Source organism: Actinomadura barringtoniae, from assembly GCF_017573505.1.
GTDB lineage: Bacteria > Actinomycetota > Actinomycetes > Streptosporangiales > Streptosporangiaceae > Spirillospora > Spirillospora barringtoniae.
Map to the genome: position 1 here is coordinate 18,771 of NZ_JAGEOJ010000026.1, position 14,858 is coordinate 33,628.

Consider the following 14,858-nt stretch of genomic DNA (forward strand, 5'->3'; position numbering starts at 1 on the left):
GCTGGCGGGTATGGCGGTGATCGACGTAAGCGCTACTCCTGCGGGGCCGGCGCTTCTCTTGCGGCGCTGGGAAACGGCGGACGCTGAGGAGTTGGTGGGGCTCTACCGCGATGAGGCCTTGCGCCGCTGGACCAGTGCGACCGTTGAGGATGTGGCTGGGGCGGCGCAGTGGATTCGCAAGCAGGGGGAAGGGTGGGAGGCCGGGGATCGCTTTGGGCTGGCGGTGGTGGAGCCGTTGGCCTCTGGGGATGCTGAACGGCTTGTGGGGCACGTCGTCCTCAGGCGTTCAGAGGATGGGGCGCCGTCGGGGGAAGTCGGTTACTGGACTGCAGCACATGCCCGGGGCAAGGGTGTGGCGCCCAGGGCGGTGCTGGCTTTGACGGAGTGGGCGTTCAGCACGTTCGAGGAGATGGAGAAGCTTGCGCTCCTCCATCAGGTGGACAACATCGCGTCCTGTCGCGTTGCGATGAAGTGCCGGTACGAGCTGAGCGGGCTGCTACCCCCTGCACCACCGGACTTCCCTCGCGAAGCCCATCTCCACGTAAGGACGCGAGGGGTCTGAGCCTCTGCGTCTAGTTGGAGAGGCGGAATCCGAATTCGGGATTCGGCTTGAGTGGGGCGGCGACGTCGCGGGGGCTGATGAAGCGGGTACCCGTTGTGGAGACTCCGGCCTTGGTTCCGGTGAAGAGCCAGATTCCACCCATGGAGTGGTTCTCGCCCCAGCCTCCTACGACCAGGTCGGCCTTGCCGTCGCGGTTGTGGTCGACCAGGGAGACGGCTCCGCCGAATCGGCCGCCGGACTGGGGTGTGCCGGGAACGCCCTTGGTGTCCTTGTGGATGTACTGGGCGCCTGAGGTGATGAGGCCCTTGGGACCGCCCTTGAGAATCACCACGGCGCCGTAGCCTCCCAGCTTCCGGCCGATGTGGCTTTCGGGGACCCCGATGGCGACGTCCGCGTAGCGGTCTCCGTTGACGTTCCCAACGGCGGCGTCGGCGCCGAACTCGTCGCTGAACCCGCCGCGGCCCGGGTCCTGACCGGGAACGCCGGGTGTGTTCTGGGTGATGGTGAGCCGCGTCTGCAGGCCCTTGGGCGCACCCAGGAACACCTTGATCGCGCCGCCTCGTCCCCATGTCCCTTGTCCGGCGACAAGGTCGGCTCGGCCATCACCGTTGATGTCCCCGAGGGCAAGGCTGGTGGCCGCGAGGTACTGCTCCTGCTGGCGCGGACCAAGCCCGTTGGGGCCGCCGAGGTAGACGGCCATCTTCTCCCCGGCGTTGGTGACGATCACATCGCCATAGCCGTCCCCGGTGATGTCACCCGCCACCACGTCCATCGAGTAGTAGTACTGCGGTTCGGGCAGGACGGTGTAGGCGGGGCGGCCTGGCTGGGAGGGGAACCATCCGATGTGGGTGGCGGCCTCGGCTCCGCCGCCGATCACCAGTTCGGCTCGTCCGTCGCGGTTGATGTCGGTGGCCGCCAGGTGGGCGCCCCAGTGACCGTACGCGCCCGCGTTCGGCTCGGTGAACGCGATGGCTCGGCCCAGGCCCTTGGCGCTTCCGTAGAAGACGGTGATCGTTCCAGCGTCCACTCCGGCGGGGGTGCGTTCGGTGAACGCGCCGACCGCGAGATCCGCGAAGTGATCGCCGTTGAAGTCGCCGGCGGCGGTGCTGACGCCGAAGTTGATGTACGCCCGGCTCACTCCGGGAACCCCGGGTGAGTCTTGGTTCAGGCTCTGACGCCGGTCTTTGCGGAGTCCGCTCTTGGAACCGTACAGAACGGTGATGTGGCCCGCGGCGACGCCTCCGTTCGGGCCGGACCTCGACTTCACGACCAGGTCCTGGAAGCCATCACCGTTGAAGTCTGAGCTCGGCCTGACGTAGCCGCTGGTTGCCGCTGCCGCCGCGGCTGAGGCCGCCCGCGAGGCTGAGGCCGCCCGCGAGGCTGAGGCCGCCCGCGAGGCTGAGGCCGCCCGCGAGGCTGAGGCTGCGGGTGCCGCTGAGGCAGAGGCGGACGCCGAGGCCGTGGGCGCTGCCAAGGCTGAGGTCGCGGGTGCCGCGGACACTCCGGTGGATACCAACGACACCAGTACCGCGGCCGTGCTCAGCCCGCGCCATCCCTGTGCCACCCGATGCTCCCCAAGATGTGACTGTCTCGACGAAGCCGACGGGGGCCGGTGAGACGTACGTGATCAACAAGGACGGAAGCTGCCATTTCCCGCCTCGTTATCGCAGGTCGGGAGCTTGGCCGAGGAAGGCCAGAAACCGTGGCATCCGTTGCGGACGATCAAGCGTCCGCATGATCGGCGAACGTGGGGTGACGTGCGTTCGCCGCCCTGGACTAAGGGGTGTCTCGGAGGATGGAGCGGGTTCGGGACGGGGCGGTCGCGGGGATGTCGGCGAGGATCTCGGCCAGGGCCACTCCGGCGAGGCTGGCTCGCCAGGCCTGGTGGGCGTCGCCCATGCGGGCGGCCAGAACGCAGGTGTCGCGGCAGTCTTCGGGACGTAGCGCTCCGCGGCCCTGCTGGCGGATCTCGCGGCATTCGTACGGCGAGGACGCGCCGTCCAGGGCCTCGACTATGTCCAGGAGTGTGATTTCGGTGACGGGGCGGGCCAGGCGGTAGCCGCCTCGGGGGCCTGTGGTGGCGGCCAGGACTCCGGCCTTGACCAGTGCCTTCAGCTGCTTGGCGAGGTAGGGCGCGGGCAGGTCGTAGTACTGCGCCAGTTGGGCGGTGGACGCGGTCTCGCCCGGTTCCAGCTGGGCCAGCGTCGTGGCGCAGTGCAGGACCCACTCGGTGCTCGCAGGCAGCTTCACGGTCCCCGAGTATAACGGAGACATTAGGGACCTATTTTGTCCGTGATAGGTTGGCGTCGTTCAGCGAAACGGGAGGACATCTCATGCGAATCGCCATCGCGGGCGCCACCGGGAACATCGGGAAGCTCACCGCCGAGGTCCTGGAGCAGGGCGGACATGACGTCGTGCGCATCAGCCGGTCGCTCGGCGTGGACCTGACCACGGGCGACGGTCTCGACGCCGCCCTGGCCGGGGTCGAGGTCGTCGTCGACGCCACCAACTCCGGCGCGACCGACCGGGATGAGGCGGTCAACTACTTCGGCACGATCACGCGGAACCTGCTCGCCGCTGCGGAACGGGCGGGCGTACGGCACCACGTGCTGCTGTCGATCGCCGGCGTCGATCGCGTGGAGGGGAACGCCCACTACGCGGGCAAGCGTGAGCAGGAACGGCTCGTGAGCGAGGGCTCGGTGCCGTGGACGATCGTTCCGGCCACGCAGTTCCACGACTTCGCCGCGATGGTGGCCATGTGGACCACCCAGGACGGCGCCGCCTCGGTCGCTCCCCTGCTCCTGCAGCCGATCGCGCCGCAGGACGTTGCCGACGTATTGGCTGAGATCGCGACGGGCTCGCCGCAGGGTCGCTATGTCGACGTCGCCGGACCCGAGCCGCAGGACATGGTGGACATGGCACGCCGCACGAACGACGCCCGTGGCGTGAAGGTCAAGCTCGTACCGACCTGGTCCTCGCTGTTCGGAGTCGAGATGGCCGGGAACACGATGCTTCCCGGGGAGGGCGCCCGCATCGCCCCGACCACGTTCGACGAATGGCTCGCGACGCAGGGGAACCAGGGGTAAGAGCGGGCTCGCTCGCCCACCGACACCCACTGGCGCACTCGGTGGCGGCGACTGGCCTGCTGACGGTTGCAGGTCAGCGGGCCAGGACTGTCTCTTGCTTGATGCGGGAAAGCTTGGCGGGGTTGCGGACGCCGTAGAGGCCAGTGATGAGGCCTCCGTCCATGCGGATCGCTATGACGGCGTCGATTTCTCCATCGCGGCGCACGATGAGCCCTGGGCAGCCGTTGATCTGGACCGGTTCCAGAGAGTCGTTGAGGCCGAAGTTCTTCAGGCCGATGGCAAGGCCCTGGGCCACCTTGCTGACGCCCACGATGGGCCGTAGTGCGGCCTGCTTGACCCCGCCTCCGTCGGTCAGCGCGACGACGTCCGGCGCGAGGATGTCGACCAGGCTCTGCAGGTCGCCGGTCTCGACCGCTCGCTGGAACGCTTCGAGTGCGGCCCTGGTGTCGGCCTGGGAGATGACGTCGCGCGGACGCCGGGCCGCGACGTGCGCGCGTGCCCGGTAGGCGATCTGGCGGACCGCGGCGTGGCTCTTGCCGATGGCGCCGGCGATCTCGACGTAGTTCAGGTCGAACACCTCGTGGAGAACGAAGACAGCCCGTTCGGTAGGAGCGAGCGTCTCCAGGACCAGCAACATCGCCATCGAGACGCTGTCGGCCAGCTCGACGTCTTCGGCCACGTCGGGCGCGGTCAGCAGGGGCTCGGGCAGCCACGGTCCGACGTAGGACTCCTTACGACGGCCGAGCACACGCAGCCGGTCCAGCGCCAGGCGGGTCGTGATGCGTACTAGGAACGCGCGCTGATTCCGTACGGTCGCCAGGTCGACGGTCCCCCAGCGCAGCCAGGTCTCCTGCAGAACGTCTTCGGCATCGGCGACCGAGCCGAGCATCTCGTAGGCAACGGTGAAGAGCAGGTTGCGATGGGCCACGAACGCCTCGGTAGCGGGATCCATCACGCCGTCGCCCTCGAACGCCTCGGGAGGGCTTGCCGCTTCCTCGGCAGGGCCCGTCTCTTGCTCGGCAGGGTTCGCTGCTTGCTCGGCAGGGTTTGTCGTTTGCTCGCTGCGCTTGCTCATGCCTGACTCCCACCTAAGCCGCCGCGCTCTTATCCCGTATGCACGAGACGACGCACACTGCGGCTTTGTGACATCGGCATGCGGTGGCATAGGTCACACGTCACGGCCTGTTATGGGCGTAGGGCGGCCACCGTCTCGTGTTCGTCAGGACGCTGCGCGAACGATCCGAGAAGGACCCGTGCGGCATCTAAGGAACACGAGTAAGGACACACTCATGGCAACCATGGAGGCGCAGGCCCCCGCGGCCTCGTCGCGCCGCTGGGTCGCGCTGTTCTTCATCGGGTTGGCCCAGCTCATGCTGATTCTGGACGCCACCGTCGTGAACATCGCGCTGCCGTCCATACAGCGAGACCTGGGGATCTCCGACGCCGACCGGCAATGGGTCATCACCGCGTACTCCCTGGCGTTCGGCAGCCTGCTGCTGCTCGGCGGCCGCATCGCCGACAGCGTCGGGCGCAAGCGCACGTTCCTGATCGCGCTGGTCGGCTTCACCGCCGCGTCGGCGCTCGGCGGCGCGGCGCAGAACGCCGAGATGCTGCTGGCCGCCCGTGCCCTGCAGGGTGCGTTCGGCGCGCTGCTCCAGCCGTCCGCGCTGTCCCTGCTCAGCGTGACGTTCACCGAGCAGAAGGACCGTGCCAAGGCGTTCGGCATCTGGGGTGGCATCACCGCCGCGGGCGGCGCGATCGGGCTGCTGGCAGGCGGCGCGCTGACCGAGTACCTGGACTGGCGCTGGTGCCTGTACGTCAACATCCCGATCGCCGTCGTCGCCGCCATCGGCGGGTACGCGATCCTGACCGACTCGCGGCGCGAGGACAAGGCCCGCTTCGACATCCCCGGCGTCGTTCTGGTGACGGCCGGTCTCGTCTCGATCGTGTACGCCACGAGCCGCGCCGAGGCCGACGGCTGGGGTTCGGCGAAGGTCACCGGCCTGCTGGCCGCCGGCGCCGTGCTGCTCGCCGCGTTCTTCTTCGTCGAGAGCCGCGTACGGCAGCCGCTCCTCCCCCTGCGCGTGATCACCGACCGCACCCGAGGCGGCGCCTACTTCGCCGTCGCGCTGTCGGTCATCGGGATGTTCGGCGCGTTCCTCTTCATGACGTACTACCTGCAGGTCGTGAAGGGATACTCGCCGGTCAAGACGGGTGTCGGCTTCCTCCCGATGGCCGTCGCGGTCCTGGTGTCGGCCGCCGGGCTCACCAGCCGCCTCATGCCCAAGCTCCCGCCGCGGACGCTGATCGTCCCCGGCATGCTCGTCTGCGCCGCCGGCATGCTGTGGATGCAGACGCTCGACCCCACCACCAGCTACGCGAGCGGCGTTCTGGTCGCCCAGCTCCTGCTGGGCCTCGGCTCAGGCCTGATCATGCCGCCCGCCATGAACTACGCCACCCACGGCGTGGCGATGAACGACATGGGCGTCGCCTCGGCCACCGTCAACACCTCTCAGCAGGTCGGCGGCTCGCTCGGCACGGCACTCCTCAACACCATCGCCACCAGCGCGACCGCCGACTACATCGCCTCGCACGGCCGTACTCCCGCGATCGCCAAGCAGGCCGTGGTCGAAGGCTTCTCCACCGCCGGCGCCTGGGCCGCCGGGATCATCATCGTCGGCGCCCTGATCGTCGCCGCCGTCATGAACACCCCGCGCCCCCAGCCCGCCACCGCCGAAGACGCGAAGCTCATCCCCGAGCCCAACCCCCTGCCCGCCCACCCCTGACGACCACGAGCGCGGCGTGATCAAGGACTCGGGTCCTCCTTGATCACGCCGCACTCGTACCCGCGCTCGTACCCGCGCTCGGGCCGCGGGCGGGTGGTGGGTGGAGCGCGGGCGGGCTCACGACCTTGAGTTCGGGCGCGTACGAGGCAGCGAGCTGCGCGGCCCACGCGGAGGTGTTGGCGCCCTCGGAGTAGCCGGTGATGCCGACCTTGCCGTCGGCGGCCAGCGCTCCTCCGGGGATCTGGTCGGGAATCTTGCGGGAGGCCCGCACGATGTCGAGGGAGGCCGGGCCGTTGGCCTTGCCGTTCACATACAGGTGGGTCTGGCCGTCCAGGTAGCCGACCCCGTCGGTCGCCGCCAGCGCCCAGCCCTGGCCGAGGAAGGCCGAAAGGTTCGGCGCCTCGAACTGGTCCTGGAAGCCGGTGGTCATTTGCTTGGACAGCGAGCAGGACGATCCCGACCCGTGGGTGAACGGATCGTAGTTGATGGTCGGCCGGGAGCCGCCCTTGTCCCAGGCCGCGTCGGGAATGGCGACGGTGCCCGAGGCCGCGACCTTCGCTCCCTTTGCATCGGTGGTGACGTACTGGATCTTCCAGACGTGCAGGTTCGGGGCGTTCGGCACGAACGTCAGCTGCGTGGGGCGGCAGGCGAGGATGTCGCCGGGGTTGCCGGTCACGCTGGCGGGGGGCTTGTAGATGTCGGCCTCGCTGGCCGTACATCCGCCCGGATCGGCTACGGCGACGCCGCTCAGCGTTGGGACGAGCATCGCGGCGCCTAGACTCAGGGCCGCGAACACGTTGATGGCCTCCGCGCTCTTCCTCCTCGGGCTCATCGAGAACACCGTGTTCCTGATGTGATGGCGCCTCACTGTGGCAGGGCGCACGAGGAGGAAAAAAGAAAATCGAGGATAGAAACCGCATGGCCGAGATAGCAGCGAGCAACAGCAAACGCCGCTACCAGGGCATGGACGGGCACGAGCGCGAGGCGAACCGCCGCGAGCGCCTGTTGCAGACCGGCCTGGACCTCTTCGGAACGGTCGGCTACCACGACACGACCGTCGTCGACATCTGCCGCCAGGCGGGAGTGGCCAGGCGTTTCTTCTACGAGTCGTTCGCCGACCGCGAGGCGCTGCTCCTGGCCGTCTACGACGTCCAGATCCAGCGCCTCCAAGGGGCGGTCCTCAATGCCGTGGCCGCCGCGGGCCCCCGCATCGAGGACATGGTCGAGGCGAGCATCGACGCCTACGTTCACCAGGTCCTGGCCGACGAACGCGCCGGCCGCCTCATCTTCGTCGAGATCTTCCGCGGCGGCCCCACGGCCGAAGCCCGCCGCCACGAGGTCAGGCACCAGTTCTACGAACTGATCATCACCCTGCTCACCGAGTCTCTCTCCACCCCCCGCAGCACCCGCATCGAGATGGGCGTGACCATTCTCGTCGGCGGCGTGGCCGACCTGGCAGGCGAATGGCTGCTAGGTCACAGCGGAGGCACCATCGACGACATCTGCAGGACCAGCACCGACATGTTCAACACCATCTACCACCAGTTCCTGCAAGAGCTGGCCGCCGACTAACCTTCAGTCGGCGGCCAACCCTCCGGCCGGCAGATTCGCTCAAGGGGCAGCGATCAGGCCGTACTCAATGGCAGTGGCTGCCTCGGCGCTGCCGGCGAGAGCCAGGAGCGCGAGCAGAACGCCGATGAGGGTGGCGATCACCATCACGGTCTTGCGCATCAGGTACCTCCCACCGCCCGCTCCAAGAGCGGGCACGCGTAGTCCTTCCGTCGCAAGGTATTCGCCCCCCGTACCGATCTGGATGACCTAGAACGGCGGCCGGTTGAAGCCGGTATAGAGAAGCCAGATCGCGCCGAACGACGACGAGGGACGATCGTTGAAGTCACCGCGGTCGGGCAGCAGCTCCAGGAGGTCGAGGACGGCGGAGATATGCCCGCACCGCGCAGCGCTCTCGATCAGCTCCTTGATCGGATGCTCACGCTGTGCGTGCGATATCCCCTGAATCTCGGCGTAGCGCTTGGCCAGATCGTGAACGTCCTGGTCACTCGGCGTCGGCGGCCGTGACGGCGGGATGCCCTGCTGAGCCAGCTCAACGAGCTCGTCATCAACCGCCCAGTTATGGTCGCCCCAGGTCTCCAGCAGGTCAGACCGTCCAAGCTCGGCAAGCACCGTCAGCACCTCGTACGGAACGTCCCACCCAGGCAGGCCCTGAAACGCGCGCGCCAGATCGAGCCGACCGGTGCGGAGCAGGTACACCAGCCACTCCGCCTCCGAGAAGAAGCTGCCGACCGGATGCGCGGCGCGATCGTTCAGCAGAACGCGCACGAGGTCGTCGCGCCCGCACTCCAATAGCGAGTGCATGACCGCGATGTGGTCCTCCCAGGGATTGGGCTCGACCGTGATGGACGTTCGCGCATGCCGGAACCATTGCTCGGCGTCACCCGCATGCCCCAGCGCCTGGAACGCCGCGCCGAACGAGGCCGACCTGTCGGCCTGGAACATCTTCTGATCCACCGATGGGAACAGCGACTGCGCAAGCGAGAACGCAGCACCCGCAGAACGGAGGTCCCCCGCCCGGGCAAGAATGGTCGCGACATCGGATGCCGCGGCGAGCCGTTCCGCCGCCTCAGGAATGTCACCGACCAGAGTCATCGCCGCCTCGGCCTCGCCGTACCGCGCCCGCAGCCGAGCGGCCGCCCGCAGGTATTCGCCGATGTGATAGCCCCAGCTGTACGGGTCGAGATCAACGAGCGAACGACGCGCGACCTCAAACAACTCATCAACGCTGGCCGTATTCTCCGGTGGCCATTCCACGGACTCGCCGTCCGCCTCCTCCATCTCCTCCAGCTCTTCTCGATAAGCGCGGAGGAGCTCGCCGTCCTCGGAGTCCAGAACGTCGGCGGCGGTCAGGGCGTCCGGCAGAACGCGCAGCTCGCCCCACCGCACAGGCCAGGCGTGCCGCGCCCCGATCCCCCAGGCGAGCAGGTCGTCCAGCTCGTCCTCACTGCCCTCCGGAGCGATCACTGCATCGGGCTGGAGGATCATCGCCCAGTCGTCCTCATCAAGGGCGAACGTCCGGCCCGCCAACAACTCGACGAGCTCACCCTCCACCGGACGCGGTCCCGGCGGAACGTACAGCGAGTAGAAGTCCCCCACGACCTCGCCGGTCTCGACCTTGACGAACTGCATCACCACGTCGTCGAGCAGCACCAACGTGTCGTCCGCGCCCCAGTAAACGGCGTCCGCGCCCCCAGCCGGCACGCTCTGCACCAGCTCCGGCCGAGCCGAATCCTCGAACGACCAGACCTCGACGACCCCCACGATGGTCAGGAATGCAGCCCGTTCCCCACCCGGAGCCCAGGCCCAAGCATTGTGGTCGCCCTCCCGTTCCTCCCACCCCGAATGCGGAACCTCAGCACTAAAGACCAGGCGATCGTCATCAAAGACATGAACGCCTCCCGTCTCCGCAGTGCCCGTAGGCGGAGTCAGAACAGCAAGCCGATTGACGGCCCGCCCAGGCGCCCAAAACAGCGCGACGGGCTTCCCCAACGCGTACGGCCCACAGCGAATCCGCCCACTATCGGCCTCCCGCAAGAACAACCCACGCCGACTGACTGCAGCGACCAGCTTCCCGTCCGGACTAAGCCGAGCGAACTTGCCAGGCGCATACCAAACCACCTCACGCGACTCGGCATCCACACAGATCGCGTTACTCCCGTACAGCCGGCTCCCATCAGGCGACCACACAGGCTCATCAATCCACTGCCCGACCTTCCACTCCTCATCCCCCTGATCACGCTCAGCGAAGTCCTCCCGAACCCTCTCGGGCAGCTGTCGCGCCATCAAATACGGATGGTCGCTCTCCACGTGATTGGGCAGCCAGCTCAGCCGCCCACGATCCACCGGAACGACACACCCCTGCAGCCCGCCGTCCCCATTCGTTCCGCAGTGGAAGTAGACACTGCGCCCATCAGGCGAGAGCGCGTACTCCGACGGCCGAGAATTGCCGTCCGACACATCAACGGTCGCGAGAAGCTCACCCTCAAAGCTCCACACCCCCACCATGTTCGTGCGGTGCGCCATAGCGATCCGAGACGAGTCCGCCGACCACTGGATCGCGTGCCGATACCCCGGCCACCCAACCCCACCAGCCACATAACGCACAGCATTAACGCACCGCCCGCTGGCAACTTCCCAGATCTGCAGAACGCCACCCGCGTCGTAGTCGTCCCCGACCCAACTCCCAGTGGCCAAATACCGCCCGTCCGGGCTGATCGCATGAGCAACGATCTCCGTGTCATGCCCGTACGGCTGCTGAAGCTCCGCAACCCCAGCCTCAATCAACTTCCGCGTAGCCAGCCGATGCGCATCCGTCACGCCCTCATCGCGCTCCAGCTCAACCAGCCGATCACGCAGCACCAAACCATCCCGCTCAGGCGCAACAGCCGCCCAATCAGCCCCGTCCAGCAGCGCGTACAACTCCCCCGAGTCCCGCGCCCCCGCCACCTCCGAAGCCGCCAAGAAAAACCCCGAAGCCACGCCCTCCGGAGCAACCCCCTCTTCCCGCTCCAGCATCCCAATCAAGGCGTCCTCATTGAGATAAGGCGTCCGGAGCATCACATCAGTCCGAGGAATCGGCCCCCGCTCCCCAGGCCCGAGGAAAATCAGATCGGTCTCCTCGGTCACCTCATGCGCCACCAGTGCACCAAGCGCCTGAAGCCGCCGTATCGCCGACCGCCTCTCGATCTCCCGAAAGTCCCCGAACAACACGACCGTGCGCCCACGCAGCTTCATGATCACGAGACCCTACCGCCGCCACGAAGCCACACCCCCACAAACCCGAAATCCCCGGCTGCGCCCTAGACCCAACCCTCCAGCCCACCCAGAACCGCCTGGATGAACGGCAGAAAGCCCTCAGCCCCCGACTCGCTGTCCTTCATGTGCACCGTCGTCACGTCGCTGGTCTCAAAGATCTCCCGGATCACCGCCAGTCGAGTCTCCAGATCGAGCCCCGCCCCCATAATCACGTGCGCGACCGGCCCTTGAGCGAACACCGCCCGCAGATCGTCCAGCCCAGTCCCACCAACGATCTCGAACGCAGCCCCAGCAGCCCCCGCCCGCGCCGCTTCCACCACAGCTTCACTACGCCCAAGCAACAACACCCGCCGCATAGCGCCTCCCACCCACCGCCAAAGTCACCCGCAACGTACCGACCTGCCCCCAACAGCCAACAGCCCACCGGCGAACAATCCCTGACGGCTCCCACCAGCCGCCGAACGCGAGCAACGTGCCTGGATCGCCCTGCTCCTGGGGCTGGAGCGGCATCTGCGCATGGTGCACGGCCGGGTCACGGAACGTCGAGTCCCGTCTCGGGCGGGCCCATACGATCTTTCCGCTGTCTTCACACGGACGAACGCCCCACTCGGTCGTGAGATCTGCGACCGTGATCAGGCCTCGGCCGTCCTCGGCCGAATGGTCCTCATGCCGCGCCTCGGGCAGCTCCGGGCTGTCGTCGCGGACCTGAATCAGGGGTCCGCACCCGTCATGGGCGACCCGCACCACGATCTCGCCCTTACCGTGGCGCCATGCATTCGTCACCAGTTCCGAGATAACAAGGCGCGCGAAGTAGTCATTCTCGATGCCCCATGACCGGAACCGATCGGCCAAGAAGGGACCGCGCGCTCAACACGGGCGGCGCCCTGGCTGAAGCCTGGGACGACCTACTTAAGAGCACCGTTACCCGCGCTACTTCACAAGTTTCCCGCGCGCTGAGTCGACGGCAGTGATGCTCCGTTCGTACGAGCATCGCTTGATCTACGGGCTGTTCCAGACCGAACGCTATGCCGAGACGTTGCTGCGTTCGCGTACCTCTGTACAGAGTCGGCTGTCGCGGCAGGCTCTCCTGACGAAAGAACGACCTCCCACGGTCTGGGTGGTCATGGATGAGACGGTTCTGCTTCGCCAAGTGGGTTTCCGCCACGTTCGCGAGGCTCCAGGCCAACGCCCTTACGCCTGACGACACGCGAGAACGGATGCGAGAGGTACTACTCGACCGATGGACGACCTGACTTGGCGCAAAGCCACTCGAAGCAGCGAGGCAGGAGACAACTGCATCGAGGTTGCCGGTCGAAGCGAACTGGTCGCACTACGTGACAGTAAAGAACCCAGAGGTCCGCAGCTCCTGATTTCGCGCGCAGATTTCGGCCACTTCCTGGAAGTCATCAAGAAGTCTTGACCGGCTTCCCCGGGAAGCCTCACTTCAAGCTTCTCGCCGGTAGAGGCTGCGGTGGTAGCGGATGTACTCCAGGCCCACCTTGTGCTGGCTGGCCTCGGCCAGCTTGCCGAGGGGGACCTTGGCAGTCTCGTCGATCACCGTGAGGTCATCGTCGATCGTGATCATGCCGAGGTCGAACTGGACTCGGTGGGTGGGGCATAGGCACAACACGTTCGCTGGGATGTCGGGACCCCTGTGCGGGACGGCCAGGCTTTTCAGGTGCGTAGTTGGGGTGATCTTAAAGCCGTCGGGAGTCTCCAGAACGAGCCCGCAGATCTGGCATTGGTAGGCGTGTGCGCGACAGACCTTGGCGGCGACGCGACGGTCTCGATAGACGCCGAGCGAGGCCGGCTCCCATCGCGTCAGGTCGACGCCGGCCCGATCACCGGGCGTTCCAGTGGGTACGACCGGGGGTCTGCCTTCCCGCATCTTCTCAAGCCGGAACTGAATGATCCGGGGACCGTCGATGCTCTTCTTAGCCCAGTAGCTCTCCACCGTGTAGAGACCGTCATAGCTGAACCCGACAGGTGGAGAGTGGTCGGAGTCCCCGCCAGCGCCCCGGATCACTCGCACTGGATAGCGGCTTGTGATGCTGGCAATGAGGGCAGCATTGCCGGAGTCAGTGGGGCTCTGGTCTCTGACCTGATGGTTCCGCTCATCTTGGCCGCCATGGCCGGTGTAGATGATGACGTCGCCGTGGTCTTCGTCGTCGACGTATCCGCCAGAGACCACGATTGACTCGGCGCCACCCTCAGACCTGCGGCCGCAGATGCCGGCCTGCAACGGCCTATGCACGTGAGCCTCGTGGAGGTCTTGTCGACTAGCGAAGAGCGTTCCCTCGTTAACACCGGGAATCTCGCCGTAGCCGGGCGGCGTGGACTGACTAGCGAGAGCACGGTTCTTGAGGAGGGGAAGCTGCCCGGCACTGTTGTTGTCTTGCTGCCACGGCTTAGGGAGCCCCTCAGACCTCAGTTGGTTGTAGATATGGCCGAAGATCGCGTCGAGAGTGAGGAGCTTGTCGCCCTCCGCGATGCCGTCCCGGATGACATCGATGAGTTGATTAGTGAACGCGGTTAGCCGCTTTCCCTCCGGAGCCATCGATTGCCTGTTGGGTGGCGCTGAGGCCAATACATAGCTTCCTGCGATCGGTGTCTGCGCAGCTATGTCACCGGAACCCATGGTGTTGATGGCGGCGCCGCTGTAGCAGCAATCCAGGATGACGATGCGGTACTTAGCGCTGGTACGCCGCATGGTCCGCCGCAGTTGGTCATAGGCGACGGCCGTGTACTCATAAGTGTCCGCGTCGTCCTCGGCATACGGGAGGCCTAGAAGGAGATTGCCTTGGTCATCTCGAAGCCCATGGCCGGCTACGTACACCAGCAGAACTTCGGTCGCCTCCCGCCCTGCTTGAGTGACCGGGCTCAGCATCTCCCGGGCATCTTTGGGGCCAAGAACGACCTCGCAATGCTGCGGAGCAAGCCCCCAGACCTCAGGGCGCGTCAACTCCTGCTTCATATCGACAAGGTTGTTGGCGACGGCAGGCAACTGTGGGAGGTACTCATACTCGGCGGTGCCGATGAGAACGGCGCGCGACGCGCGCGGATCGGGCTGCTTCACGAGAGTCCGCTTTACGAGAGGTGGTCGTCGGACGTCTCGAGGAACTGCTTGATCTCCTCAGGAGAGGCGTCAGTAGCCGCGAACTCGCTGTCGCCGCTGGCCAGGATCAGCTCTGGCCGGGTCGGTGGTGCAGGCTCAGCAGGTTGCGCGCTGCGGCGGTGGCGTCGGGACTCCAACCAGGAGATGAGCGCCACGGCGAGCGAGCCTGCCTCCATCCCAGAGTCGAAGACGGCCTGGATGGCTTCAAGCGTGCCGCCCATCTCCCCTGCTACTGGCGGCGCGTTGACCAGGTTCAGGCGGGCAACACCGCGCAACTCGTCCTCGTCGCGCAGCCACCTGTACAGCGAATTCAGCTCGGCCTCGGTATCGGCACCCTCAACCCGAATGATCAACTTCACAAGGTCCCCCATTTCGCCATGAACCGGGATGCTGGCAGAAAGATCGGCTCAATGTGAAGAGATACCGGAACACGTGGCAGTACCTGTGTACCCCAAAGCGATCGGCGGTTGCGGGGAAGGTAA

Annotated in this window: 15 protein-coding genes and 1 pseudogene; 6 read left to right on the forward strand and 10 right to left on the reverse strand. The window is 66.6% G+C overall.

The features are described 5' to 3' along the window. Positions 1-10 precede the first annotated feature (10 nt). Positions 11-562, forward strand: coding sequence for a GNAT family N-acetyltransferase (locus J4573_RS45275; protein ID WP_208262577.1), 552 nt, complete (start codon positions 11-13; stop codon positions 560-562). Positions 563-572: 10 nt separating this feature from the next. Here J4573_RS45275 and J4573_RS45280 read toward each other — a convergent pair whose 3' ends face one another. From J4573_RS45280 to J4573_RS45290, 3 genes are all read right to left on the reverse strand, one after another. Next, a complete protein-coding gene (locus tag J4573_RS45280; RefSeq protein WP_208262578.1) occupies positions 573-1,829 on the reverse strand; it encodes an FG-GAP-like repeat-containing protein in 1,257 nt (418 codons plus the stop codon). Between the two features lie 19 nt (positions 1,830-1,848). Next, a complete protein-coding gene (locus J4573_RS45285; RefSeq protein WP_208262579.1) occupies positions 1,849-2,115 on the reverse strand; it encodes a hypothetical protein in 267 nt (88 codons plus the stop codon). 223 nt (positions 2,116-2,338) lie between these two features. Continuing rightward, positions 2,339-2,812 (reverse strand): RrF2 family transcriptional regulator, encoded by a 474-nt coding sequence (locus J4573_RS45290; RefSeq protein WP_208262580.1) that lies wholly within the window; start codon positions 2,810-2,812, stop codon positions 2,339-2,341. A gap of 83 nt (positions 2,813-2,895) precedes the next feature. Here J4573_RS45290 and J4573_RS45295 point away from each other — a divergent pair, with 83 nt between their 5' ends. Continuing rightward, positions 2,896-3,648, forward strand: coding sequence for an SDR family oxidoreductase (locus J4573_RS45295; protein WP_208262581.1), 753 nt, complete (start codon positions 2,896-2,898; stop codon positions 3,646-3,648). Between the two features lie 73 nt (positions 3,649-3,721). On the opposite strand, the gene J4573_RS45300 is transcribed toward J4573_RS45295, so the two are convergent. Further along, a complete protein-coding gene (locus J4573_RS45300; protein ID WP_208262582.1) occupies positions 3,722-4,600 on the reverse strand; it encodes an RNA polymerase sigma-70 factor in 879 nt (292 codons plus the stop codon). A 337-nt stretch (positions 4,601-4,937) separates the two neighbouring features. On the opposite strand from J4573_RS45300, the gene J4573_RS45305 reads away from it, so the two are divergent. After that, positions 4,938-6,434: an MFS transporter gene (locus J4573_RS45305; protein ID WP_243774647.1), complete on the forward strand. Its 1,497-nt coding sequence runs from the start codon at positions 4,938-4,940 to the stop codon at positions 6,432-6,434. A gap of 43 nt (positions 6,435-6,477) precedes the next feature. Here J4573_RS45305 and J4573_RS45310 read toward each other — a convergent pair whose 3' ends face one another. Next, a complete protein-coding gene (locus J4573_RS45310) occupies positions 6,478-7,266 on the reverse strand; it encodes a lipase family protein (protein ID WP_243774648.1) in 789 nt (262 codons plus the stop codon). Between the two features lie 86 nt (positions 7,267-7,352). On the opposite strand from J4573_RS45310, the gene J4573_RS45315 reads away from it, so the two are divergent. Beyond that, positions 7,353-8,006: a TetR/AcrR family transcriptional regulator gene (locus J4573_RS45315; RefSeq protein ID WP_208262583.1), complete on the forward strand. Its 654-nt coding sequence runs from the start codon at positions 7,353-7,355 to the stop codon at positions 8,004-8,006. Between the two features lie 246 nt (positions 8,007-8,252). Here J4573_RS45315 and J4573_RS45320 read toward each other — a convergent pair whose 3' ends face one another. From J4573_RS45320 to J4573_RS45330, 3 genes are all read right to left on the reverse strand, one after another. Then, positions 8,253-11,240 (reverse strand): BRCT domain-containing protein, encoded by a 2,988-nt coding sequence (locus J4573_RS45320; RefSeq protein ID WP_208262584.1) that lies wholly within the window; start codon positions 11,238-11,240, stop codon positions 8,253-8,255. Positions 11,241-11,305: 65 nt separating this feature from the next. Further along, positions 11,306-11,617: a hypothetical protein gene (locus J4573_RS45325; protein ID WP_208262585.1), complete on the reverse strand. Its 312-nt coding sequence runs from the start codon at positions 11,615-11,617 to the stop codon at positions 11,306-11,308. Beyond that, positions 11,589-12,113 (reverse strand): ATP-binding protein, encoded by a 525-nt coding sequence (locus J4573_RS45330; protein ID WP_208262586.1) that lies wholly within the window; start codon positions 12,111-12,113, stop codon positions 11,589-11,591. The genes J4573_RS45325 and J4573_RS45330 overlap by 29 nt, the downstream gene beginning before the upstream one ends. A gap of 97 nt (positions 12,114-12,210) precedes the next feature. Between J4573_RS45330 and J4573_RS56850 the strand changes: the two are divergent. Further along, a pseudogene (locus tag J4573_RS56850) lies at positions 12,211-12,462 on the forward strand (Scr1 family TA system antitoxin-like transcriptional regulator); the annotation flags it as partial. 39 nt (positions 12,463-12,501) lie between these two features. Then, a complete protein-coding gene (locus tag J4573_RS45335) occupies positions 12,502-12,681 on the forward strand; it encodes a DUF397 domain-containing protein (RefSeq protein ID WP_208262587.1) in 180 nt (59 codons plus the stop codon). Between the two features lie 24 nt (positions 12,682-12,705). On the opposite strand, the gene J4573_RS56465 is transcribed toward J4573_RS45335, so the two are convergent. Beyond that, positions 12,706-14,337 carry a caspase, EACC1-associated type gene (locus J4573_RS56465; RefSeq protein WP_208262588.1) on the reverse strand — a complete coding sequence of 544 codons (1,632 nt, stop codon included), beginning with the start codon at positions 14,335-14,337 and terminating at the stop codon, positions 12,706-12,708. A gap of 11 nt (positions 14,338-14,348) precedes the next feature. Further along, positions 14,349-14,735, reverse strand: coding sequence for an effector-associated constant component EACC1 (locus J4573_RS45345; RefSeq protein ID WP_208262589.1), 387 nt, complete (start codon positions 14,733-14,735; stop codon positions 14,349-14,351). Positions 14,736-14,858 lie beyond the last annotated feature (123 nt).

Excerpts from the sequence above, each read along its gene's own strand:
- J4573_RS45275 (WP_208262577.1), top strand. The coding sequence starts at position 11 with ATGGCGGTGATCGACGTAAGCGCTACTCCTGCGGGGCCGGCGCTTCTC.
- J4573_RS45285 (WP_208262579.1), bottom strand. The coding sequence starts at position 2,115 with ATGGCGCGGGCTGAGCACGGCCGCGGTACTGGTGTCGTTGGTATCCAC.
- J4573_RS45295 (WP_208262581.1), top strand. The coding sequence starts at position 2,896 with ATGCGAATCGCCATCGCGGGCGCCACCGGGAACATCGGGAAGCTCACC.
- J4573_RS45300 (WP_208262582.1), bottom strand. The coding sequence starts at position 4,600 with ATGGATCCCGCTACCGAGGCGTTCGTGGCCCATCGCAACCTGCTCTTC.
- J4573_RS45305 (WP_243774647.1), top strand. The coding sequence starts at position 4,938 with ATGGCAACCATGGAGGCGCAGGCCCCCGCGGCCTCGTCGCGCCGCTGG.
- J4573_RS45310 (WP_243774648.1), bottom strand. The coding sequence starts at position 7,266 with ATGAGCCCGAGGAGGAAGAGCGCGGAGGCCATCAACGTGTTCGCGGCC.
- J4573_RS45315 (WP_208262583.1), top strand. The coding sequence starts at position 7,353 with ATGGCCGAGATAGCAGCGAGCAACAGCAAACGCCGCTACCAGGGCATG.
- J4573_RS45320 (WP_208262584.1), bottom strand. The coding sequence starts at position 11,240 with ATGAAGCTGCGTGGGCGCACGGTCGTGTTGTTCGGGGACTTTCGGGAG.
- J4573_RS45325 (WP_208262585.1), bottom strand. The coding sequence starts at position 11,617 with ATGCGGCGGGTGTTGTTGCTTGGGCGTAGTGAAGCTGTGGTGGAAGCG.
- J4573_RS45335 (WP_208262587.1), top strand. The coding sequence starts at position 12,502 with ATGGACGACCTGACTTGGCGCAAAGCCACTCGAAGCAGCGAGGCAGGA.